The organism is Burkholderia arboris (assembly GCF_038723655.1).
Lineage (GTDB): Bacteria > Pseudomonadota > Gammaproteobacteria > Burkholderiales > Burkholderiaceae > Burkholderia > Burkholderia arboris.
This window is the reverse complement of record NZ_CP109821.1, coordinates 3216660-3242596: the sequence shown is the minus strand read 5'-3', so window position 1 is coordinate 3242596 and position 25937 is coordinate 3216660. Positions and strand designations below refer to the sequence as shown.

Genomic DNA, 25937 nt, shown 5'->3' with positions numbered 1-25937 from the left:
GCTGGTGCTCACTGGTCGAGCACGAGCTTGATGTCGAGCGGCGGTGTCGCACGCACGAGGTTGACGCGTTTGACGCCCGTGGCCGGGGCATCCGCGTAGGCAAGGTAGTCGATGGTCCAGCCGTCCTGGCGGATCTGCTTGACGCGCGTGCCGTCGGCCGGGTCGCGCACGGTTTCCGCATGCGTCGCGGGCGCGGCCGTCGGCAACAGCCAGTAGCGCAGGCCGGCGAGCGGCAGTTCGAAGCCGAGCGTCTTCTGCATCAGGTCGCCGACGTCCGGTGCATATTGCGTCGGGCGGTTCGGCAGTTCGAGCGAGGCCGCCTGCGGCGTCGATTTCACGATCGCGAGCGTCTGGCCGAGCGGGCTGCGCAGCTCGAGCGACACGTCGTCGCCGTGCTCCTGCCAGTCGAAGTTGCCGTACACGTGCTGCTGCTTGCCGAGACGGTCGTCGTACTGCACCGCGAAGCGGCCATGGTAAGCGTGCGTCGCGGCCGTTTGCAGTGCCGCGCCCGGCGTCGGCGCACTGGCCGACGGCGGCGTGCTCGCGCAGCCGGCGAGCGCGAGCGCCGCGCCGGCCGCGGCCAGCGTGCGCTGCGCGCGGGAGGACAGGGAAAGCGTCGGGAACATCCGCATCAGAGACCGTTGACCTGGAGGCGCTTCAGCGTCTGCACGAGCGTGTCGTTGTCGGGTTCGAGCTTCTGCGCGTCACGCCACGCGGTGCGCGCGTCGTCCTGCGCGCCGCTCTTCCACAGCACTTCGCCGAGGTGCGCGCCGATCTCGGCGTTCGGCTGCAGTTCGTACGCACGCCGCAGCACCTTCGTTGCGCCGGCCGTGTCGCCCATCCGGTACTTCACCCAGCCGAGGCTATCCATGATGTACGCGTCGTTCGGCGCGAGCGTCATCGCCTTGTCGATCAGCTTGCTGGCTTCGGGCAGGCGCTGGTTGCGGTCGGCCAGCGAATAGCCGAGCGCGTTGTAGGCCTGCGGGTTGTCGGGCTGCGTGCGGATCAGCTCGCGCAACTGCTTTTCCATCGTCGTGTAGTGGCCGGTCTTCTCGGCCGCCATCGCGTAGTCGTAGCGCAGGTCGGGATCGTCCGGGAAGTCCTGGACCGCCTGCCCGAGCCGTGCCTCGGCTTCCGGATAGCGTTTCGCGGTGAACAGGATCGACGCGTCGGTGCGTGCGACCACGGCCGCGTCGCGCGGATCGGTGATCGGCAGGTCGTCGAGCACCTTGCGCGCCTCGTCGGTCCTGCCCTGTTTCTGCAGCAACTGCGCGCGCGTGATCTGCGCGGGCAGGTAGTGCTGGCTCGTCTGGTCGACCTTGTCGAGCCATTGCGACGCCTGCGCGTCGTTGTTCTGGTCGATCGCGATCTGCGCGAGGTAGATGTAGCCCTGGCCGACGTCGAGGTTCGGCTGCTTGTCGCCGAGCTGTACGTACTGCTTCAGGTAGGTGGTCGCTTCGTCGAGCTTCTTCTGCTGGATCTTGATCAGCGCGAGCGCCATCAATGGCGTCGGATCCTTCGAGTCGAGCTTGCGCATCGTCTCGAACTGCTTCTGCGCGTCGCCGAGGCGGTCGTCGGCGAGATACAGCTGCGACAGCGCCAGCCGCGCATCGCGCGACTTCGGATTCTGCTGAACATACTTCTCGAACGACGCGATGCCGGCCGCGCGTTCCGCCGGACCCATCTGCGACAGCATCAACGCCGCCGGCAGGTAGTCGGGACGCAGCGCCAGCGCCTGCTTCAGCGACTGCGCGGCGCCGTCCTTGTCGTCGACCGCGAGCTGTTGCCGCGCGATCGCGAGCTGGGCTTCGGGCCGGTTCATGTCGCTTTTCAGCATGTCCTTCAGCACCGCGAGGCCGCCGACGCGGTCGGGGCCGCGTACGAGCAGCGCCTGCAGCGCGAGGATCGCCGGGCCGCGCGTCTCGCCGGTCGCGCGGGCCAGCTCGCGCGCGAGCATCGGCTGTGCGTCGGCCGGCTTGCCGGCGAGCACCAGCAGCGCGGCGTCGACCTGCGACGCCCGGTTCGAATCCGGCGCGTACTGGCGCCACAGGTTCGCGGCGGACAGCGCGTCGGCCGGGCTCTGCGCGCCGAGCGCGATCTCGGTCGCGCGCTGCGCCATGCGCGGATCGCGCGTGTCGCGGGCAAGCGCGAGGTAGGTCTGGTAGGCCGGCGCCGGCTGGTTGCGCTGGAGCGCGACCTCGGCGGCGAGCACCTGGTAGACGATCTGGCTCGTCAGCGGCACACCGGGGAGATTCTTCTGCTCGTCCGGCATCACATGCTCGAACGCACCCTGCGGCTCCGCGTCGTCCGATGCCGGATCCTGCGCGTGGGCCGGGAAGGCGGTGAGGGTCCAGGCGGCAAACAGCGCGGCGCCGAGTGCACGGCGGACCGGGAAGGCGCGCACGCCGCGCACGGCGGCGGGGCGCTTCTGAAGCAGCTTCGAGGGCAGAGTCATGGAAATCCGTTCGATGTTTCAACCGATTGTAACGCGCTCGCTACAATACACGCACGATCGTGATAGGGTCCGTTTACATGTGGAACGCGCTTGCGAATGCCCGAAATCGCCCGCCTGGCAAGAAGCGACGAGCGCCGTTCGGCCGAGCCGATCTAGCGGCGAGCGACGCCGCAAGGCGGGCGATTTCGGGCATTCCCGTGGAATGTCTTTTTTAATTGGGGGTTGCCACGAGAACGGCCGCTCGCCGCGTTGCGCTCCTTGCGAATACGTCGGCATTCGCGGCGTTTCGCGCCCCGCGGCGAGCGGCCGTTCTCATGGCAACGCATGCGCGTTCCACATGTAAGCAGACCCTCGCCTCAGACCCGTAAAACATGCCAGAGTTGCCAGAAGTCGAAGTCACGCGCCGGGGCATCGAGCCCTTTGTCGCAGGCCGCCGCGTCGAGCGTGTCGACGTCCGTACCGCGATGCTGCGCTGGCCCGTGCCGGCGGGGCTCGCCGAGCAGTTGCGCGCGCGCGAGGTGCTCGCCGTCGAGCGTCGCGGCAAGTATCTGTTGTTCGAGGTCGACGCGGGCTGGTTCATCGTCCATCTCGGCATGACGGGCACGCTGCGCGTGTTGCCCGCGGCCGGCGTGCCGGTCGCCGCGAAGCACGACCACATCGACTGGATCTTCGACGAATTCGTGCTGCGGTTCCGCGATCCGCGCCGTTTCGGCGCGGTGCTGTGGCACCCGCGCGAAGCGGGCGACGTGCATGCGCACCCGCTCCTCGCGAGCCTCGGCGTCGAGCCGTTCTCGCCGGCCTTTACCGGCGCGCTGCTGCACGCGCGCACGCGCGGTCGCACGGTGTCCGTCAAGCAAGCACTGCTCGCGGGCGACATGGTCGTCGGCGTCGGCAACATCTATGCGTCGGAGAGCCTGTTTCGCGCCGGCATCCGGCCGACGACGGCCGCCGGCAAGGTCTCGCTGCCGCGCTACGAGCGGCTGGCCGACGCGGTGCGCGCGACACTTGCCGACGCGATCGAGCGCGGCGGCAGCACGTTGCGCGATTTTGTCGGCAGCAACGGCGAAAGCGGCTATTTCCAGCTCGACTGCTTCGTCTACGACCGGGCGGGCCAGCCGTGCCGCGTGTGCGGCACGCCGATCCGCCAGATCGTGCAGGGCCAGCGGTCGACCTATTTCTGTCCGACCTGCCAGCGTTAAAACCCTTTTCCACAATTAGACAACTTGAAGCCGCCCCGCATCGCCCCCGCTCCGTTCCGCGTCACGCCGTTGCATGGCACGTTCGCCACGCGCCTGGTCGCGTGGCAGCGCGAGCACGGCCGCCACGACTTGCCGTGGCAGAACACCCGCGATCCGTACCGGATCTGGCTGTCGGAAATCATGCTGCAGCAGACGCAGGTGTCGACCGTCATTCCGTACTACACGCGCTTTCTCGAACGCTACCCCGACGTCGCCGCGCTCGCGGCCGCGCCGACCGACGACGTAATGGCGCTGTGGGCCGGGCTCGGCTATTACTCGCGCGCCCGTAACCTGCACCGCTGCGCGCAGGTTGTCGTCGCCGAGCATGGCGGCGCGTTTCCGGCGACGCCCGACGCGCTGGCCGAACTGCCGGGCATCGGCCGCTCGACGGCCGCGGCGATCGCATCGTTTGCCTATGGCGCGCGCGCGACGATCCTCGACGGCAACGTGAAGCGCGTGCTTGCGCGCGTGTTCGGCGTCGAGGGGTTTCCGGGCGAGAAGCGCGTCGAGAACGACATGTGGGCGCTTGCCGAATCGCTGCTGCCCGATGCCGCGAACGCGGCCGACGTGAGCGCCTATACGCAGGGGCTGATGGATCTCGGCGCGACGCTGTGCATGCGCGGCAAGCCCGATTGCGTGCGCTGCCCGTTCGCGGGCGACTGCGTCGCGCAATCGACGGGCCGCCAGCGCGAACTGCCGGCCGCGCGGCCGAAGAAGGCCGTGCCGACGCGCAAGACCTGGATGCTCGTGCTGCGCGACGGCGACGCGGTGCTACTGGAGCGGCGGCCGCCGACCGGCATCTGGGGCGGGCTGTGGAGCCTGCCGCAAGCGGACGGTGATGCCGCACTCGCGGAACTCGCGCGCGGCTTCGGCGGTGGCGGCACGGTGCCGCTCGCGCCGCTCACGCACACTTTCACGCATTTCCGGCTGGAGATCGAGCCGCGGCTGAGCGACATGGCGGACGGCGGCGGATTGCCTTCACATGCGCGGGACGCGGACACCGCCTGGGTGCCGCTGAGCCGGCTCGACGCGTACGGCATGCCGGCGCCGGTGCGCAAGCTGCTCGATGCGCTGAGCGGGCCGCTGCTGTAACGAACGGGGAAGGGCGCGGCGCCGGTCGTGCGCTCGGAAACTGCGGATGGCTACAGGGCTTCCGTCGCGCGGGCGGGCCCTTCGGTCGGGCAAGCGCGACGCGACGAGCCGGCGCGGCTTAAAGCCAGCCGTGCCGGTCGAGCACGTGATGGACGGCGTCGATGCGTGCGCCGACGTCCGGAAACTCCATCAGCTTCTGCCGTGCGCGCAGGTCGAGCGGCAGCAGTTCCGCGAGGCGGTTCGACACCCAGCTCGGATCGTCGAGGCGGAACGGTTCGCCGAACGGCATTTTCTCCGGATCGGACTTCTTCAGCGCGTTGATGATGCGCTCGAGCACTTCGGCGCACGAGCCGAACTGCGCGAGCGTCTGCTCGCCGTCGAGCGGGATGTCGTCGGGCAGCGGCTCCGCGATGCCGACCAGGAGCCCGTTGCCTTCGACGCGATACGACAGCAGCTCGAAACGCTGCGTGCCGACCGCCTGCAGATACAGCATCCCGAATTCGCCGGTATCGCACTCGGTGATGCGCGCCATGCAGCCGATGGTTTCGGGTACCGATACGGCGCCGTCCTGCGCGACTTCGGGCCCGCTCTTCAGCAGGCACACGCCGAACGGCGCGTTGTCGCGCAGGCACGCGCGGGACATGTCGAGATAGCGCGCCTCGAACACCTTGAGCGGGAGCAGCCCTCCCGGAAACAGCACCGTGTGCAGCGGAAACAGCGGCAGGTCGATCAGGGTGGTCGATAGGGAGGACATGGCGCGCTGATGAAGGAGCGGGCGTCGCTAGGGTCGGTCGACCGCGGAGACGAGCCGCGACGACGCGTCGACATCCACTGGCGCGTCACGATGCCGCACGATCACGTTCGCTTCGCGCGCCAGGCGCGCGGCGAGCGTTTCCGCGATGAACACCGAGCGATGCTGGCCGCCCGTGCAGCCGATGGCGACGGTCAGGTAGCTGCGGTTGTCATCGCGGAAGTGCGGCAGCCATTTCATCAGGAACGCATGGATGTCGTCGATCATCTGGTGGACGATCGGCAGTGCGTCGAGAAAGGCGATGACCGGCTGGTCGAGCCCGGTGAGCGGGCGCAACTCGTGGTCGTAGTACGGATTCGGCAGCGCGCGCACGTCGAACATCAGGTCGGCGTCGAGCGGCACGCCGCGCTTGAAGCCGAACGACTCGAACATCACCATCAGGTCGTTGTTCTTCTGCTCGATGAAGCGCTTGACCCAGGTGCGCAGCGCGTTCGCGCGCAGCGTGCTGGTATCGATCTGGTGGCCGAATTCGGCGAGCGGCGCGACGAGGTCGCGCTCGCGCTCGATCGCTTCCTCGAGCGACGACAGCAGGCCGACGTCCGCATCGTGCGACAGCGAGCCGGACAGCGGATGGCGGCGGCGCGTTTCCGAGAAGCGCTGGATCAGCGACTGGGTGCTCGCGTTCAGGAACAGCACGCGTACGTCGTGCTCGCGGGACAGCTCGCGGATCAGGCCGGGCATTTCGTCGAGCGACGCGCTCGAGCGCGCGTCGATCGCGACCGCGAGCCGGCGCTGGCCGTCCTGGGCGAGGTAGCGGGCGAGTTCGGGGAGCACGTGCGGCGGCAGGTTGTCGACGCAGTAATAGCCTGCGTCTTCGAGCGCGTTCAACGCGACGGACTTGCCTGAGCCGGAGATGCCGGTGATAAGGACGATGCGCATGGGAAGCAGAGAATCCTGACGTTTCATCATAGCACCGGCTCGACGCGTCGGCGTTGCGCGGCCGGCGCGTGCGGGTTACACCAGTTTGCCGGGGAACTGACTGTCGGGATCTTGCATCGCGAGTCGTTGCCGATCCATGAAATCGCGCAACGTGTCGATTCCGCGCAACTGCAGGATCGTGTTCCGGACGGCCGCCTCGACCAGCACCGCGAGGTTGCGGCCAGCCGCAACCTGGATGGTGACCTTGCTGATCGGCAAGCCGAGCACGTCGACGGTCTGGCTTTCGAGCGGCAGGCGCTGGAATTCGCCGTCGGGGCGCCGCACGAGCTGGACGATCAGTTTCAGCTTCATCTTCCGCCGCACGGCGGTTTCGCCGAAGATCGTCTTGATGTCGAGCAGGCCGAGGCCGCGCACTTCGAGCAGGTTCTGCAGCAGCGGCGGGCAGCGCCCTTCGACGAAATCGGGGCCAAGTCGGACGAAATCGACTGCGTCGTCGGCGACGAGGCCGTGGCCGCGGCTGATCAGCTCGAGACCGAGCTCGCTCTTGCCGAGGCCCGAATCGCCGGTCAGCAGCACGCCCATCCCGAGAATGTCGATGAATACGCCGTGCAGCGTCGCGCGCGGCGCGAGGATGCGCGACATGTAGAGCCGCAGGCTGTCGATCACCGCGGCGGCCGACATCGGCGTCGTGAACAGCGGTGTGGACGAGCGGGTGCAGCGCAGCACGAGTTCGGGCGGGGCCGCGGCGCCGCCGGCGACGACGAGGAACGGCGGTTCGAGTGCGATCAGCTCGGCCATGTGGCGCGAGCGGTCTTCGTCGGTCTGGCGCTGGTAGTAGTCGATTTCGGCTTCGCCGAGCACCTGGATCCGGTTCGGGTGGATCAGGTTCAGGTGGCCGACGAGGTCGGCGCTCGACGTTGCATTGCCGACCGTGTCGGCGGAAAAGCCGCGTTCCCAGCCTTCATGCCCCGTCAGCCAGCTCAGTTTCAGCGTGGCTGCGTTGTCGTCGAAGATGCTCTGGGCGTTGATGCTGGACGTATCCATGACTCTCGTCACTCCAATGGGCCGGTGCAGGCGCGCGGCGACGGACGTCGCCATGCCGGGCGGCCCTGGACGGCGGCACAGGCCGCCTCGTACCGGAAAAATTCCGCCCGGATCAACTCAAGGTTGCCACTGAGTAAGCAGGCGATGCAACTCGGCGATATCCGTTTCGTTGTGCAGACGCTCGCGCGCGTCGCGATCGGACAGCAGTTGCGCGATTTCCGACAGGATCTCGAGGTGTTGCTGGGTGGCTTGCTCGGGAACGAGCAGGAAGATCAGAAGGCCGACCGGCTGGCCGTCGGGCGCTTCGAACGGGATCGCATCGGCGAGGCGGACGAACGCGGCGAGCGGGTGCTTGAGCCCCTTGATGCGGCCGTGCGGAATCGCGACACCTTCGCCGAGCCCGGTCGAACCGAGGCGCTCGCGCGCGAACAGGTTGTCCGTGACGGTGCTGCGGGCGATGCCGTTCTGATTCTCGAACATCAGCCCGGCTTGTTCGAAGACGCGTTTCTTGCTGGTGACTGAGAGGTCGATGACGACGTTCTCTATGGGCAGGATTTTGGCTAGGCGATTCATGTTGGCAGGCGATTGGGCGGCCTGGGGTCTCCTTGCTGCGGCAGACTGATTTTCCATGTTCGGCGATATCAAGGCATGTGGCATCGGCAACCTGCAACGCAGCTACCGCACCCAACGCCCCCCGGCGATAACCGAAACATTATAGAGCACAGCCGCGTGCGTGGCGCGGCCCGGACTGACCGGTTGCACCGCTGCGCGGAGTCGCAAAAAAAACGCCCGGCGAACCGGGCGGCGTGCGTGTTGCGGTAAAGGTTATTGCGGCGGCAGTTCGATCTGGTCGATCGACGGTTGAAGCTTGATCGGGTCGTGCGCGTGCGTTTGCAGGCGCTCCATGTGCTTGACGACCTGGCGATCCAGCTTGTCGATCAGCAAATCGATCGCGGCGTACAGGTTGCCGTTCGCGCTTTCAACGAAGATGTCCTTGCCCTTCAGGTGCAGATTGATTTCCGCGCGCTGCTGCTTGTCCTTTTCCTTGTGGTTGTCGACCGAGAGGATCACAGTGCCATCGATCACCTGATCGCTATGCCGTAGCACCCGGTCCAGCTTGGTGATCACGTATTCGCGAATTGCAGGCGTGACTTCGAGATGATGTCCACTGATCTTCAGGTTCATAGTGCTTCTCCAAGCGAGTGACCACCCGGCCGCATCGAGGCGGCGCTCCGGTCGACTTGCCCCTGCCGCACGAGGCGGCGTATCGCGGACAGGTCGCCCGGCCTGTTCCCCGTGTGCGCGGTGGCCGGAACACGCCTGCCGCCGGGCAGGCAGCAGGCTAAAGAGACTTGCGCAGATTCACTGCCGGGATTTTGAGGGCTTCGCGATATTTCGCAACCGTGCGGCGTGCGACCACGAAACCCTGTTCTGCCAGCAGCTCGGCAATGCGGCTGTCCGAAAGTGGCGATTTTGGGTCTTCAGCTCCTATCAGTTGCTTGATGAGGGCTCGGATGGCGGTCGACGAGGCGGCGCCACCGGTGTCGGTCGAAACGTGAGATCCGAAGAAGTACTTAAATTCAAGCGTCCCGAACGGGGTCAGCATGTACTTCCCGGTTGTCACACGGCTGACAGTCGACTCGTGTAGGCCCAGCGTATCAGCTATTTCCCGCAAAACCAAGGGGCGCATGGCAATTTCACCGTGCGCAAAGAAATTCTTCTGACGCTCGACAATAGCCTGCGCGACACGCAGGATCGTGTCGAAACGCTGCTGGATATTCTTGATCAGCCACCGTGCTTCCTGGAGCTGCTGCTTCAGCGAACCGGCCGACGGATCGCCGCGGCTGTTGCGCAGGATGTTTGCGTACAGGTTGTTGATCCGCAGGCGCGGCATGACCTCCGGATTGAGCTCCGCGAGCCATCCCTGGCCGGCCTTCTTCACGATGATGTCGGGCACGACGTAGTCGGCCTCGGCCTTGCCGTACGCGGCGCCGGGGAACGGCTCCAGCGAGCGGATCAGCGCATGCGCGTCGCGCAGCGCGTCGTCGCTTGCCTTCAGGTGCTTGCGCAACCGCGTGAAATCGCGGGCCGCGAGCAGTTCGAGGTGCTGCGACACGATCTCGAGCGCGAGCGTGCGCGTCGGGGACGGATCGAGGCGCAGCAACTGCAGCTTCAGGCATTCCGACGCCGAGCGTGCGCCGACGCCGGGCGGGTCGAAGCTGTGCAGCAGCGCGAGCGCCGCGTTCAGCTCGTCGCAGTCGATCTCCAGCTCGGGCGGCAGGTCGGCGAGCACTTCGTCGAGCGTCGCGGTCAGGTAGCCGTCGTCGTCGAGCGACTCGATCAGGAACATCACGAGCGCGCGATCGCGCGGGCTGGCCTGCGTGACGCGCAATTGCGCGGACAGGTGGTCGCGCAGCGACGTCGCGGCTTCCTGCACCTGCAGCGGCGGGAGGTCGTCGTCGTCGGACGCGCCGCTCGCGCGGCCGAATTCATCGAGATTCCATTGCGGGCCGTCGTTGCCGTCGCCGGACCCGTAACTGTCGTATTCGTCGGCGCCAGCCGGCTCGTCGCGCTCCGCGCGATCGCCGGACGTGCTGCTGCCGTTCGTCGAGGCCGGCTCGTTATGCTGCCCGGGGGGCGTCTGCGCGATCAACGATCCGTCCGCCGCGACGCGCAGCGGGCTCGCGATCCATTCGTCGTCGTTCTCGAGCAACGGGTTTTGCGCGACGGCCATCGCGACTTCCTGCTGCAATTCGAGCGTCGACAACTGCAGGAGCCGGATCGACTGCTGCAGCTGCGGCGTCAGCGCCAGATGTTGCGACAGGCGGAGTTGAAGGCTGGCTTTCATGGCAAGGAGGGAGTCATACCGGCAGTGTGCCACGACCCAGGCGCGTTGAGCCATCCGCGATTACGCGCGGCGCGCCGCCCGGCCGCGGGCATGGCCGCGAAGCAGGGCGCGGCCCCGCGCGGCGATGCCGGGCGGGGTGCAGCCAGCCACGAGGGAGAGTTACATCCGGAAGTGTTCGCCGAGGTACACGCGGCGCACGCTTTCGTTTTCGATGATTTCGCTGGGGGCGCCGGCGGCGAGCACCGAACCGTCGCTGATGATATACGCGTGGTCGCAGATGCCGAGCGTTTCGCGGACGTTGTGATCGGTGATCAGCACGCCGATGTTGCGCTGCTTCAGGAACTTGACGATCTTCTGGATCTCGAGCACCGCGATCGGATCGACGCCGGCGAACGGTTCGTCGAGCAGGATGAAGTTCGGGTTGGTGGCGAGCGCGCGCGCGATTTCGACGCGGCGCCGTTCACCGCCCGACAGCGACAGCGCGGGGTTCTCGCGCAGGTGGCCGATCTGCAGTTCGTCGAGCAGCGCTTCGGTGCGCGACGAGATCGCGTCCTTCGACAGCCGCTTGCCGTCTTCGCCGTACTGCAGCTCGAGCACCGCGCGGATGTTTTCCTCGACGGTCAGCTTGCGGAACACGGACGCTTCCTGCGGCAGGTACGACAGGCCGAGCGACGCGCGCTTGTGGATCGGCAGCAGGCTGATCGAGCTGCCGTTCAGCGAGATCTCGCCCGCGTCGAGCGGCACGAGGCCGACGATCATGTAGAACGACGTGGTCTTGCCGGCGCCGTTCGGGCCGAGCAGGCCGACGACTTCGCCGCTCTTCACGTCGAGCGACACGTCCTTGACGACCGTGCGCGAGCCGTAGCGCTTCTTCAGGTTGCGGACGACGAGCGAGCTCGTGGTGCCGGCCGGCTGGCGGTTCGGTAGCGCGTTCATTGGCCCGGCGCTCCCTGGATCGTGGTCGACGGCGACAGCTTCGCCGGCGCACCGTTCAGCGGCGCGGGGCCGCCGTTCTTCGGCGACAGCATCGCGCGCACGCGGCCGTTCGGGTTGCCCGGCGCGGCGACGTCCTTGCCGCCCTTCGCGGTGTAGAAGTCGCGCTGGCCGTCGTACGTGATCACGCTGCCGTGCACGGTATCGGCGACGGTCGACGTGCCCTGCAGGCGGCGTACGGTCGCGGCGGTCGTCAGCGTGGTCAGGTCCTGCTTGCCGTCGTAGTCGATGCGCTCGGCGTCGCCGTCGATGTATTCGTCGAGGCCTTCGCGCTTCTGGCGGAACGTCGCGTGCTTCTTGCCGCTGCCGTACGAGGTCGCGTACTGATAGCCTTCCGGGTCCTGGCGCACTTCGACGCGATCGCCCTTGATGATGATCGTGCCCTTCGTGATCACGACGTTGCCGGTCGCGACCGTGACCTGCTTCAGATCGTCATAGGTCAGGTTGTCGGACTCGACGTTGATCGGCTTGCCCTGGTCGGCCTTCTCGGCATGGGCGAGCGGCGCCAGCCCGACCAGCGGGAGCGCCACGAGCGTCGCGGCAAGCGCGGCGCGGACGGCGCGCGCAGCGCCGCCGGAAATCTGTCGAGGGAACGGTTCGTTCATGCAGTCACGTGAGGGATGCGTCACTTGGGTTGACCTTTCGAGCCGCCGGACGTGTCCGCCGCGGCGATCGTGCCGCGCACGTTGCCGTAAAGCTCGATGACCCGGGTGACGTTGTTGTACTTCATGCCGTCGGTCGCGTTGACGAGCGACAGGCCGCGCTGAAGTTTAACCGGCTTTTCGGTCTGGATCACATCGTCATTGACGAAGATCCGGAAATGCTGGGAATCGGCCTGCATCTGCGGATCGCCGCCGCCGGCGGCGCGCAGGATGCGCGCATTGTCGTACAAATCGACGATCGACACGTCGCCGTTGACGGTGCCGCGCTTCGCGGTGGTCGTCACGACCGGCTTGCCGGGCTGGAACGCGCGCATGGCCGGATCGGTCAGGTCGCTGCTTTCGGTGTCTTCGTAGTGAATCAGCTTCGCGGCCGTCAGCCGGTACTGGGTCGAGCCCGACTGGTCGAGCTCAGTGACCGAGAAGTTGTCCGCGAAATAGTCGGGCGTGTGGCGCTTGGGCTGCACGGTGCCTTCGCCGGGCGGCGGCAGCGTGGCCTGCAGCAGCCACCAGGTGATGCCCGCGAGCGCGGCGACCGCGGCGAGCGGCAGCAGCTGGGTCCAGCGGAAATGCGTGCTCATCCGTCAGGCTCCGCAGGCGGCCGCGAGCAGCGCATCATAGCGGCGCTGCGCGCGCAGGATCGCATCGCAGACTTCGCGCACGGCGCCGTGGCCGCCGCGGGCCTCGGCGACCCAGTGCGCGCGGGCGATCACTTCGGGGTGCGCGTTCGCGGGGGCCGTCGCGAAGCCGCAACGCAGCATCACGGGCAGGTCGGGCCAGTCGTCGCCCATGTAGCCGCACGCGTCGGCGGTCAGGCCGAGCGACGCGATCAGGTCGGCGAACACGGTGAGCTTGTTCTCGACGCCCTGGAACAGGTGCGCGATCTTCATTTCCTTCGCGCGCGCCGCGACGATGTCCGAGCGGCGGCCCGTGATGATCGCGGTCGCGATGCCGGCTTCGCCGAGCAGCTTCACGCCGTGGCCGTCGAGCGAATTGAACGACTTCATCGTGTCGCCGGCCGCGGTAAACAGCAGGCCGCCGTCGGTCAGCACGCCGTCGACGTCGAAAATCATCAGCTTCACGCGGCTTGCGCGTTCGGCTGCAGTCAGCGCTGCGCTCATCAGATCACCTTCTTCGAAAACAGGTCGTGCATGTTCAGCGCGCCGATCAGCGCGCCGTCGGCATCGACTACCAGCATCTGGTTGATCCGGTGGCGCTCCATCAGTTCCACGGCTTCGACCGCGAGGTGATCCGGCGCGATCGTGCGCGGATCGCGCGTCATCACTTCGGTGATCGGCAGCGCGCGGAAATCGCCGTCGCGCGCGAGCACGCGGCGCAAGTCGCCGTCCGTGAAGATGCCGGCGACCTTGCCGTCGGCGTCGACCACGGCCGTCATGCCGAGGCGCTTCGCGGTGATCTGGAACAGTGCGTCCGACAGCGTCGCGTCGAGCCCGATGGACGGGACGTCGTCGCCCGAGCGCATCACGTCGCGCACATAGGTGAGCAGGCGCCGGCCGAGTGCGCCGCCCGGGTGCGAGCGCGCGAAATCTTCCGAACCGAAGCCGCGCGCGTCGAGCACGGCAACGGCGAGCGCGTCGCCGAGCGCGAGCGCGGCGGTCGTGCTTGCGGTGGGCGCGAGGTTCAGCGGGCAGGCTTCCTTCGACACCGCGGCGTTCAGGTTCACGTCGGCGAGCGTGCCGAGGCTCGACTCCGCGCGGCCCGTGATCGCGATCAGCTTCGCGCCGATCCGCTTCACGAGCGGCAGGATGGCGACGAGCTCTTCCGATTCGCCGGAATAGGAGATGCCGATGAAGACGTCGTCGGAGGTGACCATCCCGAGGTCGCCGTGGCTGGCCTCGGCGGGGTGGACGAAGAAGGCCGGCGTGCCGGTGCTGGCCAGCGTGGCTGCAATTTTGCGGGCGATATGCCCCGATTTGCCGATCCCGGACACCACCACGCGGCCGCGGCAGCCGAGCAGCAGCGCGACGGCCTGGACGAAGCCGCCGTCGAGCTGGTCGCGCAGCGCGCGCACGGCGTCCGCCTCGATGTCGAGCACGTCGCGGGCGAGCGCGAGCGCCCGATCATCATTGATTTTCGCTATCATGCGCGGAGTATAGCAAAGGCGTTTGTTCGCCGCGCCGGGCCTTCGGACTCGTCCGAGGTCGCCTGTCCATCGCCACCACCCGCGCCCGCATTGCCGTGGCCCCGACGAACGAGGACGCTTCGCCTGTGATTTCCCCGCTCGAAATGACCCTGCTGCTGCTGCTGGCCTCGGTGGTGGGCGTCGTCGTATTCCGTTCGTTGAACCTGCCGCCGATGCTCGGCTATCTGACCGTCGGCATCCTGGTCGGCCCGCATTCGTTCGGCATTGCCGCGGATCTCGAACGGGCCGAGCACCTCGCGGAATTCGGCGTGGTGTTCCTGATGTTTTCGATCGGCCTCGAATTCTCGCTCGCGAAGCTGAGGGCGATGCAGCGGCTCGTGTTCGGGCTCGGGTTGCTGCAGGTCGTCGCGACCCTCGCGCTCGCGCTCGTGCTCGGCGCGCTGTTCGAGCACTGGGTGCACATCACGTGGCAGGGCAGCATCGCGCTCGGCGGCGCGCTCGCGATGTCGTCGACGGCGATCGTGTCGAAGATGCTCGCCGAGCGGCTCGAGATCGAGACCGAGCATGGCCGCAACATCTTCGGCGTGCTGCTGTTCCAGGATCTCGCGGTCGTGCCGCTGCTGATCGTGATCGCCGCGTTCGGCGCCGAATCGTCGAAGGACCTCGCGATCACGCTCGGCTTCGCGGCGGTCAAGATCGTGATCGCGCTCGCGCTGCTGCTGATCGTCGGCCAGCGCTTCATGACGCGCTGGCTCAACGTCGTCGCGCGGCGCCGCTCGCAGGAACTGTTCGTGCTGAACCTGCTGCTCGTCACGCTCGGCGCCGCGTTCATCACCGACCGCTTCGGCCTGTCGCTCGCGCTCGGCGCGTTCATCGCGGGGATGCTCATCTCCGAGACGCCGTTCCGCCATCAGGTGGAAGAGGACATCAAGCCGTTCCGCGACGTGCTGCTCGGCCTGTTCTTCGTGACGACGGGGATGCTGCTCGATCCGCGCGTGATCTGGGAGCACCCGTTCCTCGTGCTCGGTTTCTTCTTCGGCCAGATCCTGTTCAAGGGGACGATGATCGCAGGGCTTGCGCGGCTGTTCGGCGCGACGCCGGGCGTCGCGATGCGCACCGGCATCGGCCTCGCGCAGGCCGGCGAATTCGGCTTCGTGCTGCTGAACCTGATCCTCGACCGGCATCTCGTCGATTCGACGCTGCTGCAGGCGATCCTCGCGTCGATGCTGCTGTCGATGCTCGCCGCGCCGTTCCTGATCCAGAACGCCGACCGGATCGTGATGCGGCTGTCGTCGACCGAATGGATGCAGCAGTCGCTGCAGATGACGCGGATCGCGACGCAAAGCCTGAAGCAGCGCGGCCACGTGATCATCTGCGGCTACGGCCGCGCCGGGCAGAACCTGGCGCGGATGCTCGAGCAGGAAGGCATTTCGTACGTCGCGCTCGACCTCGACCCCGATCGCGTGAGCGCGGCCGCCGCGGCCGGCGAGTCGGTGGTATTCGGCGACGCGGCGCGCCGCGAATCGCTGCTCGCGGCCGGTATCCACCGCGCGGCGGCCGTCGCGATCACCTATGCGAACACGCCGTCGGCGCTGCGCGTGCTGCACCACGTGCACGAGCTCGAGCCGACGCTGCCGGCGATCGTGCGCACCGTCGACGACGCCGATCTCGAGAAACTGCTCGCGGCCGGTGCGACCGAAGTGATTCCGGAGATCGTCGAGGGCAGCTTGATGCTCGCGTCGCATACGCTGGTGCTGGTCGGCGTGCCGATGCGCAAGGTCGTGCGGCGCGTCGAGGAAATGCGCGACGAGCGCTACAGCCTGCTGCGCGGCTATTTCCGCGGCGCGGACGACGCGGACGACGACGACCACGAGCAGGTGCGGCTACAATCGGTGCCGGTCGATGCGCGCGCGGACGCGGTCGGGCGTTCGCTGGAAGAACTCGGGCTGTATGCGCTCGGGCTGGAAGTCACGGCGATCCGCCGGCACGGCATCCGCGGCGTCGAACCGGACCCGCAGACCAAGCTGCGCGCGAGCGACATCGTCGTGCTGCGCGGGCTGCCCGAGGCGCTCGCGCTCGCGGAGGAGCGGTTGTCGCGCCATCGGCGCGATCCGCCGGCCGCGGCCGCTTGAGTTGCGACTCACAACCTGACCCGTATTTTTCAGAAACGGTGCCCGATCTTCGCGCACCGTTTTTTTCGGAGAGTTTCATGCCGCATTCGTCGTCGGGCGCACCGCTCGATCCGGTCGCTTTCATCCACAGCCAGATCCGCACGGTGCCCGACTGGCCGCAGCCGGGCGTGCAGTTCCGCGACATTACGACGCTGCTGCAGAGCCCGAAGGCGCTGCGCATCCTCGTCGACCTGTTCGTCGAACGCTATGTCGATGCGAAGCTCGACTACGTCGCGGGTCTCGACGCGCGCGGCTTCATCATCGCGCCGATCGTCGCGTACGAGCTGAGCGTCGGCTTCGTGCCGATCCGCAAGGTCGGCAAGCTGCCGTACAAGACGTGCTCGGAATCGTACGACCTCGAATACGGCAGCGCGACGGTCGAGATCCACGAAGACGCGTGCCGCCCCGGCGACCGCGTGATCATCATGGACGACCTGATCGCGACCGGCGGCACGATGATGGCGGGGCGCAACCTGCTGCAGCGGCTCGGCGCGGTGGTCGTCGAAGGCGCGGCGATCATCGACCTGCCCGATCTCGGCGGCTCGGCGCTGTTGCGCAATGCCGGACTGCCCGTCTATACCGTTACCGAATTCGGCGGCCACTGAGCGCCGGCCCGCCCGGGCTTGCCGCCCGGGTTCACCGTATTGGTTCACGTTCTGCAGCGAGGTCACGATGCCCAACTTCATGCTGTTTCTCGCCACGTCGATCGCGATTACGTTCGCGCCCGGTCCCGACAACCTGCAGGTGCTCGCACGCGGCATCTCGCAGGGCCGTGCGGCGGGCTTCGTCGCCGCGCTCGGCTTCACGGCGGGGATCCTGTTCCACACGACGCTCGCGGCGCTCGGCGTCGCGGCCGTGCTGCGTTCGTCGCCGGTCGCGTTCCAGATCCTGAAGCTCGCGGGCGCGGCGTACCTCGTGTGGATCGGCATCAAGGCGCTGCGCAGCCAGGGGCTCTCGAATGCGCATGCGCGCCCGCCGCAGCCGCTCGGCACGATCTTCCGGCAGAGCGTGATCGGCAACCTGATGAACCCGAAGGTCACGCTGTTCTTCGTCGTGTTCCTGCCGCAGTTCGTCGATCCGCACGGCGCGCAAAGCGTGACGCTGCAGATGTTCGAGCTCGGCGCGTTGTTCATGCTGCAGACGGCCGCGGTCTTCTCGCTGTTCGGCGTCGGCGCGGGCATGATCGGCGCATGGCTGAAGCGCCGTCCGAAGGCCGGCGTGTGGCTCGACCGGATCGCCGGTGCGACGTTCATCGCGATCGGCATCCGCGTCGCGCTGAAGGACTGACCGCGATGACGTTTCCGTGCATCGCGGCCGCCCGCCGCTTCGATCCGGCCGCGCACCTGCGTTTCGAGATCGCCGGGCAGGCGGTCGGCTGGGTGCGCCGCCAGGACGTCGCGAAGCTCGCGCGCTGGCCCGACGTGTTCGAGCTGACCGGCGAGCGCGTCGTGTTGTCGGCGCGCTATGACTCGGTCGACGCGCGCAGCATGGCGCTCGCGAGCGCGATCGGCGCACTGGCGGCCGAAGGCGCGATTCCCGGCTGGCGCGACGAGATCTACGCGATCCGCAACCGCTTCGACGATCCGCCGCTCGCGTTCATCGAGCGCGCCGCGTCGCGCTTCTTCGGCACGCAGACCTATGCAGTGCATCTGAACGGCATCGTAGAATATGCGGTTACGCCGGGCGAGCCGCTTGCCGCGGCCGTGCCGCAGATGTGGCTCGGCCGCCGCAGCGAGACCAAGGCCACCGACCCCGGTATGCTCGACAACGTGGTTGCGGGCGGCATCGGCTGGGGCCTGGGTGTTCACGAGACGCTCGCGAAGGAATGCTGGGAAGAAGCCGGCATTCCGCCCGAACTGGCCGCGCGCGCGATCGCGGGCCGCGCGGTGCAGGTGCTGAACTCGCTGCCGGAAGGCACGCAGTCCGAGCTGATCTTCGTGTACGACCTGCCGCTGCCGCACGACTTCGCGCCGCGCAACCAGGACGGCGAAGTGGCCGAGCACCTGCTGGCCGGCGTGCCCGAGGTGATCGGCTGGCTGCGCGAAGGCCGTGCGACGATGGACGCGAGCCTCGCGACGCTCGACACGCTGCTGCGTCACCGCTGGATTCCGGCGGCCGACGCGGCCGGCATCGACGCGCTGTTCGCGCCGGCCGCGTGACACACGCCGCAGCGCGCGGTCAGGCGCGGCGAACGGGCAATTTGACGAATACGGAAACAAAGGGAGTCGCGGTCATGCCGACCGATCACAGCTTTATCTTGAAACTGTCGTGCCCCGACCGGCACGGCATCGTCCATGCGGTCTCGGGCTTCCTGTTCGAGCGCAGCAACAACATCCTCGATTCGGCGCAGTTCGGCGACAGCCGCACCAGCGAGTTCTTCATGCGCGTGCACTTCGAGCAGGACGGCAACGGCGCGGATGCCGCGACGGCGCTCGACACGCTGCGCAAGGAGTTCGCTCCGCTCGCCGAGCAGTTCTCGATGCGCTGGGAGCTGCACGACGCGGCCGTGAAGCCGCGCGTCGTGATCATGGTGTCGAAGATCGGCCATTGCCTGAACGACCTGCTGTTCCGCTATCGCACCGGCCAGCTGCCGATCGAGATCCCGGCGATCGTGTCGAACCACAAGGAGTTCTACCAGCTCGCCGCGAGCTACAACATTCCGTTCCATCACTTCCCGCTGATCGGCGGTTCGTCCGATGCCGCAAAGGCCGCGCAGGAAGCGCGCGTGCTGGAAGTGATCGACGAGCACCAGGCCGATCTCGTCGTGCTCGCGCGCTACATGCAGATCCTGTCGCCGAACATGTGCCAGCAGCTCGCCGGGCGCGCGATCAACATCCACCATTCGTTCCTGCCGAGCTTCAAGGGCGCGAAGCCGTACTACCAGGCGTTCGACCGCGGCGTGAAGCTGATCGGCGCGACCGCGCATTACGTGACGACCGATCTCGACGAGGGCCCGATCATCGAGCAGGAAGTCGAGCGTGTCGACCACAGCATGACGCCCGACCAGCTGACCGCGATCGGCCGCGACGTCGAGTGCGTGACGCTCGCGCGCGCAGTGAAGTGGCACGTCGAGCACCGGATCGTGCTGAACGGGACGAAGACGGTCGTGTTCCGCTGATCCGTCGGCGGGGCCGGACGCTCGGCCCGGACCGACAAAAACGCCGCACCCTTTACGGGGTGCGGCGTTTTTTTTATCGCGTGGGCGCAGCAGGCTGCTTCAGATCAGCCGCAGCAGGTACAGCTCGCGCTTCAGGTACGCATAGAAGATCGGTGCGGCGATCACGCCCGGCAGCCCGAACGCGGCTTCCATGATCAGCATCGCGAGCAGCAGCTCCCACGCACGCGACTCGATCTGGCCGCCGATGATCTTCGCGTTCAGGAAGTATTCGAGCTTGTGGATGACGACGAGGAACGCGAGCGATGCGATCGCGGTGCCCATGCTGACCGACAGCGACACGGCGACGATCAGCGTGTTCGAGATCAGGTTGCCGATCACCGGCAGCAGGCCGACGATGAACGTGACGAGCACGAGGGTTTTCGACAGCGGCAGCCGCTGGTGGAAGATCGGCAGCGCGACGAGCAGGTAGATGCCGGTGAACACCGCGTTGATCGCCGAGATCTTGATCTGCGCGAACACGATCCGGCGGAATGCATCGGCGAAGCGCGACACGCGCGTGACGAGCGCGGTCGACAGCGGCCGGCGCGCCTTGCCGTGCTCGACACCGATCGCGATCATCGCGCCGATGATCATCCCGAACAGCACGTGGCCGAAGCCGCGGGCGACGCTCTTGCCGCTCTGCTGGAGCTGGTCCATGTGCGAGTGCATCAGCACGGCGGCCTTGGTCTTCATCTGCTCGACGTCGACGGGCAGCAGGTTGGCGATCCAGGCCGGCGTGCGCGCGCGGGTCTGCTCGACGATCTGCATCAGCTGGTCGAGCAGGCTCTGCAGGTTCGGCACCGTGCGCTCGAAGTGTTCGATGATGCCGATCGTCAGGCTCGTCAGCGCGCCGACGATCACGATCGACAGCAGCACGACGGCGACCCAGCGTGCGCGCATGCTCGTGGTGTGGCGTTCGATCACGGGCGCGATCGTGTGGATCAGCTGGTAGACGAGCAGGCCGGCCAGCAGCCCGCCGAGCAGCTTGAGCTCGATCACGAGCCACATGGCGAGGATCGCGAACACGTAGCTGCCGATCTCGAGCGCGGACAGCTTCGGCAGGCTGAAGTCGCTCGTCAGCCGCACGCTGCGCAGGTGCGGTTCGCGATTCTGCGCATCGCGCGACGAGTCTGGTTGCTTCTCCATCGTGGATTCCTGTCGTTCGTGTGTCATGCCGCGGAATGCGCGGCAGAGCCGTGTTCGCCCGGCGTCGCACCGGATTGGTGCGTACGGCGAACCTTACGACCGTAAAGTATAGCTGTCATTATGGTCCGCAACGGGGCCGTTTGGCGTGTGGTGTAAACGCAGAAGGGAAAACGCGGGGAGGCGGGCGGTACGCCGCGGAGGGACGCGCGCGGCCGGGCGGCCGCGCGCGGGAAGGCAGTGGCCGTCAGCCGGCCGCGACCTTGCGGGTCGTGCGCTTGAGCAGCGGCGCGAGGTACTTGCCGGTGAAGCTCGCCTTCGTCTTCGCGACCTGCTCGGGCGTGCCCTGCGCGATGATCTGGCCGCCGCCGGCACCGCCTTCGGGGCCGAGGTCGATCACCCAGTCGGCCGTCTTGATCACGTCGAGGTTGTGCTCGATGATCACGACCGTGTTGCCCTGGTCGCGCAGCCGGTGGATCACTTCCAGCAGCAGCGCGATGTCGTGGAAGTGCAGGCCCGTGGTCGGCTCGTCGAGGATGTACAGCGTGCGGCCGGTGTCGCGCTTCGACAGCTCCAGCGACAGCTTCACGCGCTGCGCCTCGCCGCCCGACAGCGTCGTGGCCGACTGGCCGAGGCGGATATAGCCGAGGCCGACGTCGAGCAGCGTCTTCAGCTTGCGCGCGATGACCGGCACCGCGCTGAAGAACTCGTACGCGTGCTCGACCGTCATCTCGAGCACTTCGCTGATGTTCTTGCCCTTGTAATGCACTTCGAGCGTTTCGCGGTTGTAGCGCTTGCCGTGGCACACGTCGCACGGCACGTAGACGTCCGGCAGGAAGTGCATCTCGACCTTCAGCACGCCGTCGCCCTGGCACGATTCGCAGCGGCCGCCCTTCACGTTGAACGAGAAGCGGCCTGGATCGTAGCCGCGCTCCTTCGAGGTCGGCACGCCCGAGAACAGCTCGCGGATCGGCGTGAACAGGCCCGTGTACGTGGCCGGGTTCGAGCGCGGCGTGCGGCCGATCGGCGACTGGTCGACGTTGATCACCTTGTCGAAGTGCTCGAGGCCCTCGATCGCCTCGTGCGGTGCCGGCTCGGCCGACGAGCCGTACAGGTGGCGCGCGACCGCGTGATACAGCGTGTCGTTGATCAGCGTCGACTTGCCGGAGCCCGACACGCCGGTGATGCAGGTCAGCAGGCCGACCGGCAGTTCGAGATCGACGTGCTTCAGGTTGTTGCCGTGCGCGTCGACGATGCGCAGCATCCGCTCGGGATCGGGCGCGAGCCGCTCGTCCGGGTATTCGATCGTGCGTTTGCCGACCAGGTACTGGCCCGTCAGCGACTGCGGGTTCGACTGCACCTGCTTCGGCGTGCCTTCGGCCACGATCACGCCGCCGTGCTCGCCCGCGCCGGGGCCCATGTCGACGACGTAGTCGGCCGTGCGGATCATGTCCTCGTCGTGCTCGACGACGATCACCGAGTTGCCGAGGTCGCGCAGGTGCTTGAGCGTCGAGATCAGGCGGTCGTTGTCGCGCTGGTGCAGGCCGATCGACGGCTCGTCGAGCACGTACATCACGCCCGTCAGGCCGGAGCCGATCTGCGACGCGAGCCGGATGCGCTGCGCCTCGCCGCCCGACAGGGTCTCGGCGCTGCGCTCGAGCGACAGGTAGTCGAGGCCGACGTTGTTCAGGAACGTCAGGCGCGCGACGATTTCCTTGATCACCTTGTCGGCGATCTCGCGCTTCGCGCCTTCGAGCGTCAGGCCGTCGAAATAGCCGAGCGCGTCGCGCAGCGGCCAGCCGCTGATTTCATAGATGCCGCGCGCGTAGTCGCCGGTGCCGATCCGCACGTGGCGCGCCTCGCGGCGCAGGCGCGTGCCGTCGCAGGACGGGCACGGCTGGTTGTTCTGGTACTTCGACAGTTCTTCGCGTACCGCGACCGAATCGGTCTCGCGGTAGCGGCGCTCGAGGTTCGGGATGATCCCCTCGAACACGTGTTCGCGGATCGTCGTGCGGCCGCGCTCGTTGATGTACGAGAACGGGATCGTCTGCTTGCCCGAGCCGAACAGCAGCACCTTCCGGATCTTTTCCGGCAGGTCCTCGAATGCGGCGTCGATGTCGAATTCGTAGAACGCCGCGAGACTCTGCAGCATCTGGAAGTAGAACTGGTTGCGGCGGTCCCAGCCTTTCACGGCGCCCGCGGCGAGCGACAGCGACGGGTGCGCGACGACCCGCTTCGGGTCGAAGAACGTGATCTGGCCGAGGCCGTCGCATTCCGGGCACGCGCCCATCGGGTTGTTGAACGAGAACAGCCGCGGCTCGAGCTCCTGCAGCGAGTACGAGCAGATCGGGCACGCGAACTTCGAGCTGAACAGGTACTCCTTGTCGGTATCCATCTCGAGCGCGATCGCGCGGCCGTCGGCGAGGCGCAGCGCCGTCTCGAACGATTCGGCGAGCCGCTGCTTCATGTCCGGGCGCACCTTCAGGCGGTCGACGACGACGTCGATCGTGTGCTTGTCGTTCTTTTTCAGCTTCGGCAGCGACTCGACCTCGTAGATCTTCGCGACGCCTTCGTTCGCGGCGCCGCCGCCCGAGCGTACGCGAAAGCGCACGAAGCCCTGCGCCTGCATGTCCTCGAACAGCTCGGCGTGCTCGCCCTTGCGGTCCGCGACGACGGGCGCGAGGATCATCAGCTTGGTTTCCTCGGGCAGCGCGAGCGCCGCGTCGACCATCTGCGACACGCTCTGCGCCTCGAGCGGGATGTCGTGGTCGGGACAGTACGGCGTGCCGACACGTGCGTACAAAAGTCGCAGGTAGTCGTGGATTTCGGTGACCGTGCCGACGGTCGAACGCGGGTTGTGGGACGTCGCCTTCTGCTCGATCGAGATCGCGGGCGACAGGCCCTCGATCAGGTCGACGTCGGGTTTCTCCATCAGTTGCAGGAACTGGCGGGCATACGCGGACAGGCTTTCGACGTAGCGGCGCTGGCCTTCGGCATAAAGGGTGTCGAACGCGAGCGACGACTTGCCCGACCCGGACAACCCGGTAATCACGACCAGCTTGTGGCGCGGCAGGTCGAGATTGACGTTTTTCAGGTTGTGGGTGCGTGCCCCACGGATACGGATCTGTTCCATGAACCTGGCGAAAATGGAGGGAACCAAACCTGCTACTATAACGGCTTTTCGAGACCGTCGTTTACGGCCCCCAGCCTTTGCAGCAGGTGGCAGCAAGGCGACACCCGCACCGGGGAAAGCGGCCGCGCCGCATGGTTCCGGGCGGCCCGCAGGCCGCCAGCATCCTGCCCCGGCGTGTCGCCCGCCAGGCCTCCCGGGCCGCCGGTCCTGATCTTCCGCCGCCCGCCACCGGGCGGACACTCCGATCATTCGAAATTCATTCCCGATGTCCAATCCGTCTGCCACGTCTTCCCGCATGACTGCGCCCGAACTGCGCGCGACCACGTCGCTCGCGGCGATCTTCGCGCTGCGCATGCTCGGCCTGTTCATGATCATGCCGGTGTTCTCGGTCTACGCGAAAACCATCCCGGGCGGCGACAACGTGCTGCTCGTCGGTCTCGCGCTCGGGGCCTACGGCGTCACGCAGTCGCTGTTCTACATCTTCTACGGCTGGGCGTCCGACAAGTTCGGCCGCAAGCCGGTGATCGCCACGGGCCTCGTGATCTTCGCGATCGGCAGCTTCGTCGCCGCATCCGCGCACGACATCACGTGGATCATCGTCGGCCGCGTGATCCAGGGGATGGGCGCGGTGTCGTCCGCGGTGCTCGCGTTCATCGCCGACCTGACCTCCGAGCAGAACCGCACGAAGGCGATGGCGATGGTCGGCGGATCGATCGGCGTGTCGTTCGCGGTCGCGATCGTCGGCGCGCCGATCGTGTTCCACTGGGTCGGGATGAGCGGGCTGTTCGCGATCGTCGGCGTGCTGTCGATCCTCGCGATCGGCGTCGTGCTGTGGATCGTGCCCGATGCGGCGAAGCCCGTGCATGTGCCGGCGCCGTTCGCCGAGGTGCTGCACAACGTCGAGCTGCTGCGCCTGAACTTCGGCGTGCTGGTGCTGCACGCGACGCAGACGGCGCTGTTCCTCGTCGTGCCGCGCCTGCTGGTCGACGGCGGGCTGCCGGTCGCCTCGCACTGGAAGGTCTACCTGCCGGTGATGGGGCTCGCGTTCGTGATGATGGTCCCGGCGATCATCGTCGCGGAAAAACGGGGCAAGATGAAGCCGGTGCTGCTCGGCGGCATTCTGGCTATCCTGATCGGTCAATTGTTGCTCGGCAGCGCACCGCATACCATCCTGATTGTGGCCGCGATTCTGTTCGTCTACTTTCTCGGGTTCAACATCCTGGAAGCGTCGCAGCCGTCGCTCGTGTCGAAGCTCGCGCCGGGTTCGCGCAAGGGCGCGGCCACGGGGGTTTACAACACCACGCAGTCGATCGGGCTCGCGCTCGGCGGCATCGTGGGCGGCTGGCTGCTGAAGCACGGCGGCGCGAACACGGTGTTCTACACGTGTTCGGGGCTCGTGGCCGCGTGGCTTATAATCGCGGCCAACATGAAAGCGCCGCCGCGCAAGGCCTGAACCTTATTTCGGGCAGGCCCCGGCCGCGCGCCGGCTTGCCCGGCGGGCCGTCCCGGCAACATGCGCGGGCGGCCCGGCATCGAATTTACTGGAGAAACACATGGCATCCGTCAACAAGGTCATCCTCGTCGGCAATCTCGGCGCCGATCCTGAAGTCCGTTACCTGCCGAGCGGCGACGCGGTTGCGAACATTCGTCTCGCGACGACCGACCGCTACAAGGACAAGGCAAGCGGCGATTTCAAGGAAATGACCGAGTGGCATCGCGTCGCGTTCTTCGGCCGTCTGGCGGAAATCGTCAGCGAATACCTGAAGAAGGGTTCGTCGGTCTATATCGAAGGCCGCATCCGCACGCGCAAGTGGCAGGGCCAGGACGGCCAGGACCGTTACTCGACCGAAATCGTTGCAGATCAGATGCAGATGCTCGGCGGCCGCGGTGCGGGCGGCGGCGGCGGTGGTGGCGGTGACGAAGGCGGTTACGGCGGCGGCTACGGTGGTGGCGGTGGCGGCGGTCGCGGCGAGCAGATGGAGCGCGGCGGTGGCGGCGGCGGTCGTGCCGGCGGCGCGGCGCGTGGCGGTGCAGGCGGCGGCGCGCAAAGCCGTCCGAGCGCACCGGCCGGCGGCGGCTTCGACGAGATGGACGACGATATCCCGTTCTAACTTCTCGTAATCAGAAATCGTAAACATCAACCCCGCCTTTGTGCGGGGTTTTTCTTTATTTATCTGGGATTCAGGGCGCTCCCTGACTCGCAACATTCA

The 25937-nt window shown here is 67.2% G+C and carries 24 protein-coding genes; 9 read left to right on the top strand and 15 right to left on the bottom strand.

Features of this window, described 5'->3' with window-relative positions; all coding sequences use genetic code 11:
- Nucleotides 1-8 precede the first annotated feature (8 nt).
- Nucleotides 9-632 carry a lipoprotein insertase outer membrane protein LolB gene (gene lolB, locus OHZ10_RS15220; protein WP_059233166.1) on the bottom strand — a complete coding sequence of 208 codons (624 nt, stop codon included), beginning with the start codon at nucleotides 630-632 and terminating at the stop codon, nucleotides 9-11.
- Entirely contained in the window at nucleotides 632-2455 is a 1824-nt protein-coding gene (locus OHZ10_RS15215; protein ID WP_342702926.1) for a tetratricopeptide repeat protein, read from the bottom strand. Before OHZ10_RS15215 ends, lolB begins: the two co-directional genes overlap by 1 nt.
- A 371-nt stretch (nucleotides 2456-2826) precedes the next feature.
- On the opposite strand from OHZ10_RS15215, the gene mutM reads away from it, so the two are divergent.
- Nucleotides 2827-3654 (top strand): bifunctional DNA-formamidopyrimidine glycosylase/DNA-(apurinic or apyrimidinic site) lyase, encoded by an 828-nt coding sequence (mutM, locus tag OHZ10_RS15210; RefSeq protein ID WP_048246970.1) that lies wholly within the window; start codon nucleotides 2827-2829, stop codon nucleotides 3652-3654.
- Between the two features lie 24 nt (nucleotides 3655-3678).
- Entirely contained in the window at nucleotides 3679-4785 is a 1107-nt protein-coding gene (gene mutY, locus OHZ10_RS15205) for an A/G-specific adenine glycosylase (protein ID WP_342702925.1), read from the top strand.
- 118 nt (nucleotides 4786-4903) lie between these two features.
- Here mutY and OHZ10_RS15200 read toward each other — a convergent pair whose 3' ends face one another.
- The 11 genes from OHZ10_RS15200 to kdsD all read right to left on the bottom strand — a co-directional run bounded on the left by OHZ10_RS15200 (nucleotide 4904) and on the right by kdsD (nucleotide 14123).
- Nucleotides 4904-5539 (bottom strand): LON peptidase substrate-binding domain-containing protein, encoded by a 636-nt coding sequence (locus OHZ10_RS15200; RefSeq protein WP_340624486.1) that lies wholly within the window; start codon nucleotides 5537-5539, stop codon nucleotides 4904-4906.
- A 27-nt stretch (nucleotides 5540-5566) separates the two neighbouring features.
- Entirely contained in the window at nucleotides 5567-6475 is a 909-nt protein-coding gene (gene rapZ / locus OHZ10_RS15195; protein ID WP_059233170.1) for an RNase adapter RapZ, read from the bottom strand.
- 75 nt (nucleotides 6476-6550) lie between these two features.
- Nucleotides 6551-7519, bottom strand: a complete 969-nt coding sequence (hprK, locus tag OHZ10_RS15190; RefSeq protein WP_011353227.1) for an HPr(Ser) kinase/phosphatase — start codon at nucleotides 7517-7519, stop codon at nucleotides 6551-6553.
- A 117-nt stretch (nucleotides 7520-7636) separates the two neighbouring features.
- Complete coding sequence (locus tag OHZ10_RS15185) at nucleotides 7637-8149, bottom strand: PTS sugar transporter subunit IIA (protein WP_034195643.1); 513 nt, start codon at nucleotides 8147-8149, stop codon at nucleotides 7637-7639.
- A 195-nt stretch (nucleotides 8150-8344) separates the two neighbouring features.
- The gene (gene hpf / locus OHZ10_RS15180) at nucleotides 8345-8704 is read right to left on the bottom strand and encodes a ribosome hibernation-promoting factor, HPF/YfiA family (protein ID WP_006477786.1); all 360 of its coding nucleotides are present in this window, start codon (nucleotides 8702-8704) and stop codon (nucleotides 8345-8347) included.
- A gap of 157 nt (nucleotides 8705-8861) precedes the next feature.
- Nucleotides 8862-10367, bottom strand: coding sequence for an RNA polymerase factor sigma-54 (locus tag OHZ10_RS15175; RefSeq protein ID WP_059233171.1), 1506 nt, complete (start codon nucleotides 10365-10367; stop codon nucleotides 8862-8864).
- Between the two features lie 159 nt (nucleotides 10368-10526).
- Nucleotides 10527-11303 (bottom strand): LPS export ABC transporter ATP-binding protein, encoded by a 777-nt coding sequence (gene lptB, locus OHZ10_RS15170; RefSeq protein WP_059233172.1) that lies wholly within the window; start codon nucleotides 11301-11303, stop codon nucleotides 10527-10529.
- Nucleotides 11300-11965 carry a lipopolysaccharide transport periplasmic protein LptA gene (gene lptA, locus OHZ10_RS15165; RefSeq protein WP_059233173.1) on the bottom strand — a complete coding sequence of 222 codons (666 nt, stop codon included), beginning with the start codon at nucleotides 11963-11965 and terminating at the stop codon, nucleotides 11300-11302. The genes lptB and lptA overlap by 4 nt, the downstream gene beginning before the upstream one ends.
- Before the next feature lie 20 nt (nucleotides 11966-11985).
- Nucleotides 11986-12600, bottom strand: coding sequence for an LPS export ABC transporter periplasmic protein LptC (gene lptC, locus OHZ10_RS15160; protein ID WP_059233174.1), 615 nt, complete (start codon nucleotides 12598-12600; stop codon nucleotides 11986-11988).
- A 3-nt stretch (nucleotides 12601-12603) separates the two neighbouring features.
- Nucleotides 12604-13140 (bottom strand): KdsC family phosphatase, encoded by a 537-nt coding sequence (locus tag OHZ10_RS15155; RefSeq protein WP_174994104.1) that lies wholly within the window; start codon nucleotides 13138-13140, stop codon nucleotides 12604-12606.
- Nucleotides 13140-14123, bottom strand: coding sequence for an arabinose 5-phosphate isomerase KdsD (gene kdsD, locus OHZ10_RS15150; RefSeq protein ID WP_059233175.1), 984 nt, complete (start codon nucleotides 14121-14123; stop codon nucleotides 13140-13142). The genes OHZ10_RS15155 and kdsD overlap by 1 nt, the downstream gene beginning before the upstream one ends.
- Nucleotides 14124-14248: 125 nt before the next feature.
- Between kdsD and OHZ10_RS15145 the strand changes: the two genes are divergently transcribed.
- The 5 genes from OHZ10_RS15145 (at nucleotide 14249) to purU (ending at nucleotide 19412) form a co-directional block, all read left to right on the top strand.
- On the top strand, nucleotides 14249-16255 hold the full coding sequence (locus tag OHZ10_RS15145; protein ID WP_342702922.1) for a cation:proton antiporter: 2007 nt from the start codon (nucleotides 14249-14251) through the stop codon (nucleotides 16253-16255).
- Nucleotides 16256-16332: 77 nt separating this feature from the next.
- Nucleotides 16333-16899, top strand: a complete 567-nt coding sequence (locus OHZ10_RS15140; RefSeq protein WP_059233177.1) for an adenine phosphoribosyltransferase — start codon at nucleotides 16333-16335, stop codon at nucleotides 16897-16899.
- Between the two features lie 67 nt (nucleotides 16900-16966).
- Nucleotides 16967-17581, top strand: coding sequence for a LysE family translocator (locus tag OHZ10_RS15135; RefSeq protein WP_059233178.1), 615 nt, complete (start codon nucleotides 16967-16969; stop codon nucleotides 17579-17581).
- A 5-nt stretch (nucleotides 17582-17586) separates the two neighbouring features.
- A complete protein-coding gene (locus tag OHZ10_RS15130) occupies nucleotides 17587-18453 on the top strand; it encodes an NUDIX hydrolase (protein ID WP_059233179.1) in 867 nt (288 codons plus the stop codon).
- Nucleotides 18454-18527: 74 nt separating this feature from the next.
- Nucleotides 18528-19412 carry a formyltetrahydrofolate deformylase gene (purU, locus tag OHZ10_RS15125; RefSeq protein WP_059233180.1) on the top strand — a complete coding sequence of 295 codons (885 nt, stop codon included), beginning with the start codon at nucleotides 18528-18530 and terminating at the stop codon, nucleotides 19410-19412.
- Between the two features lie 99 nt (nucleotides 19413-19511).
- Here purU and OHZ10_RS15120 read toward each other — a convergent pair whose 3' ends face one another.
- Both OHZ10_RS15120 and uvrA read right to left on the bottom strand, forming a co-directional pair.
- Entirely contained in the window at nucleotides 19512-20597 is a 1086-nt protein-coding gene (locus OHZ10_RS15120) for an AI-2E family transporter (protein ID WP_059233181.1), read from the bottom strand.
- Between the two features lie 244 nt (nucleotides 20598-20841).
- Complete coding sequence (uvrA, locus tag OHZ10_RS15115; protein ID WP_256085281.1) at nucleotides 20842-23727, bottom strand: excinuclease ABC subunit UvrA; 2886 nt, start codon at nucleotides 23725-23727, stop codon at nucleotides 20842-20844.
- Between the two features lie 265 nt (nucleotides 23728-23992).
- Here uvrA and OHZ10_RS15110 point away from each other — a divergent pair, with 265 nt between their 5' ends.
- Together OHZ10_RS15110 and OHZ10_RS15105 are read left to right on the top strand one after the other, a co-directional pair.
- Entirely contained in the window at nucleotides 23993-25180 is a 1188-nt protein-coding gene (locus tag OHZ10_RS15110; RefSeq protein ID WP_174994106.1) for an MFS transporter, read from the top strand.
- Between the two features lie 100 nt (nucleotides 25181-25280).
- Nucleotides 25281-25838 carry a single-stranded DNA-binding protein gene (locus tag OHZ10_RS15105; protein ID WP_059233184.1) on the top strand — a complete coding sequence of 186 codons (558 nt, stop codon included), beginning with the start codon at nucleotides 25281-25283 and terminating at the stop codon, nucleotides 25836-25838.
- Nucleotides 25839-25937 lie beyond the last annotated feature (99 nt).

What these genes read in the sequence shown, in the direction of transcription:
- OHZ10_RS15135 (WP_059233178.1), top strand. Translation starts at nt 16,967, where the DNA reads ATGCCCAACTTCATGCTGTTTCTCGCCACGTCGATCGCGATTACGTTC.
- OHZ10_RS15215 (WP_342702926.1), bottom strand. Translation starts at nt 2,455, where the DNA reads ATGACTCTGCCCTCGAAGCTGCTTCAGAAGCGCCCCGCCGCCGTGCGC.
- OHZ10_RS15105 (WP_059233184.1), top strand. Translation starts at nt 25,281, where the DNA reads ATGGCATCCGTCAACAAGGTCATCCTCGTCGGCAATCTCGGCGCCGAT.
- lptA (WP_059233173.1), bottom strand. Translation starts at nt 11,965, where the DNA reads ATGAACGAACCGTTCCCTCGACAGATTTCCGGCGGCGCTGCGCGCGCC.
- OHZ10_RS15185 (WP_034195643.1), bottom strand. Translation starts at nt 8,149, where the DNA reads ATGGAAAATCAGTCTGCCGCAGCAAGGAGACCCCAGGCCGCCCAATCG.
- lolB (WP_059233166.1), bottom strand. Translation starts at nt 632, where the DNA reads ATGCGGATGTTCCCGACGCTTTCCCTGTCCTCCCGCGCGCAGCGCACG.
- OHZ10_RS15110 (WP_174994106.1), top strand. Translation starts at nt 23,993, where the DNA reads ATGTCCAATCCGTCTGCCACGTCTTCCCGCATGACTGCGCCCGAACTG.
- OHZ10_RS15120 (WP_059233181.1), bottom strand. Translation starts at nt 20,597, where the DNA reads ATGGAGAAGCAACCAGACTCGTCGCGCGATGCGCAGAATCGCGAACCG.
- OHZ10_RS15155 (WP_174994104.1), bottom strand. Translation starts at nt 13,140, where the DNA reads ATGAGCGCAGCGCTGACTGCAGCCGAACGCGCAAGCCGCGTGAAGCTG.
- rapZ (WP_059233170.1), bottom strand. Translation starts at nt 6,475, where the DNA reads ATGCGCATCGTCCTTATCACCGGCATCTCCGGCTCAGGCAAGTCCGTC.
- OHZ10_RS15130 (WP_059233179.1), top strand. Translation starts at nt 17,587, where the DNA reads ATGACGTTTCCGTGCATCGCGGCCGCCCGCCGCTTCGATCCGGCCGCG.
- OHZ10_RS15175 (WP_059233171.1), bottom strand. Translation starts at nt 10,367, where the DNA reads ATGAAAGCCAGCCTTCAACTCCGCCTGTCGCAACATCTGGCGCTGACG.
- OHZ10_RS15200 (WP_340624486.1), bottom strand. Translation starts at nt 5,539, where the DNA reads ATGTCCTCCCTATCGACCACCCTGATCGACCTGCCGCTGTTTCCGCTG.
- uvrA (WP_256085281.1), bottom strand. Translation starts at nt 23,727, where the DNA reads ATGGAACAGATCCGTATCCGTGGGGCACGCACCCACAACCTGAAAAAC.
- hprK (WP_011353227.1), bottom strand. Translation starts at nt 7,519, where the DNA reads ATGGATACGTCCAGCATCAACGCCCAGAGCATCTTCGACGACAACGCA.
- mutM (WP_048246970.1), top strand. Translation starts at nt 2,827, where the DNA reads ATGCCAGAGTTGCCAGAAGTCGAAGTCACGCGCCGGGGCATCGAGCCC.
- purU (WP_059233180.1), top strand. Translation starts at nt 18,528, where the DNA reads ATGCCGACCGATCACAGCTTTATCTTGAAACTGTCGTGCCCCGACCGG.
- lptB (WP_059233172.1), bottom strand. Translation starts at nt 11,303, where the DNA reads ATGAACGCGCTACCGAACCGCCAGCCGGCCGGCACCACGAGCTCGCTC.
- OHZ10_RS15140 (WP_059233177.1), top strand. Translation starts at nt 16,333, where the DNA reads ATGCCGCATTCGTCGTCGGGCGCACCGCTCGATCCGGTCGCTTTCATC.
- lptC (WP_059233174.1), bottom strand. Translation starts at nt 12,600, where the DNA reads ATGAGCACGCATTTCCGCTGGACCCAGCTGCTGCCGCTCGCCGCGGTC.
- kdsD (WP_059233175.1), bottom strand. Translation starts at nt 14,123, where the DNA reads ATGATAGCGAAAATCAATGATGATCGGGCGCTCGCGCTCGCCCGCGAC.
- hpf (WP_006477786.1), bottom strand. Translation starts at nt 8,704, where the DNA reads ATGAACCTGAAGATCAGTGGACATCATCTCGAAGTCACGCCTGCAATT.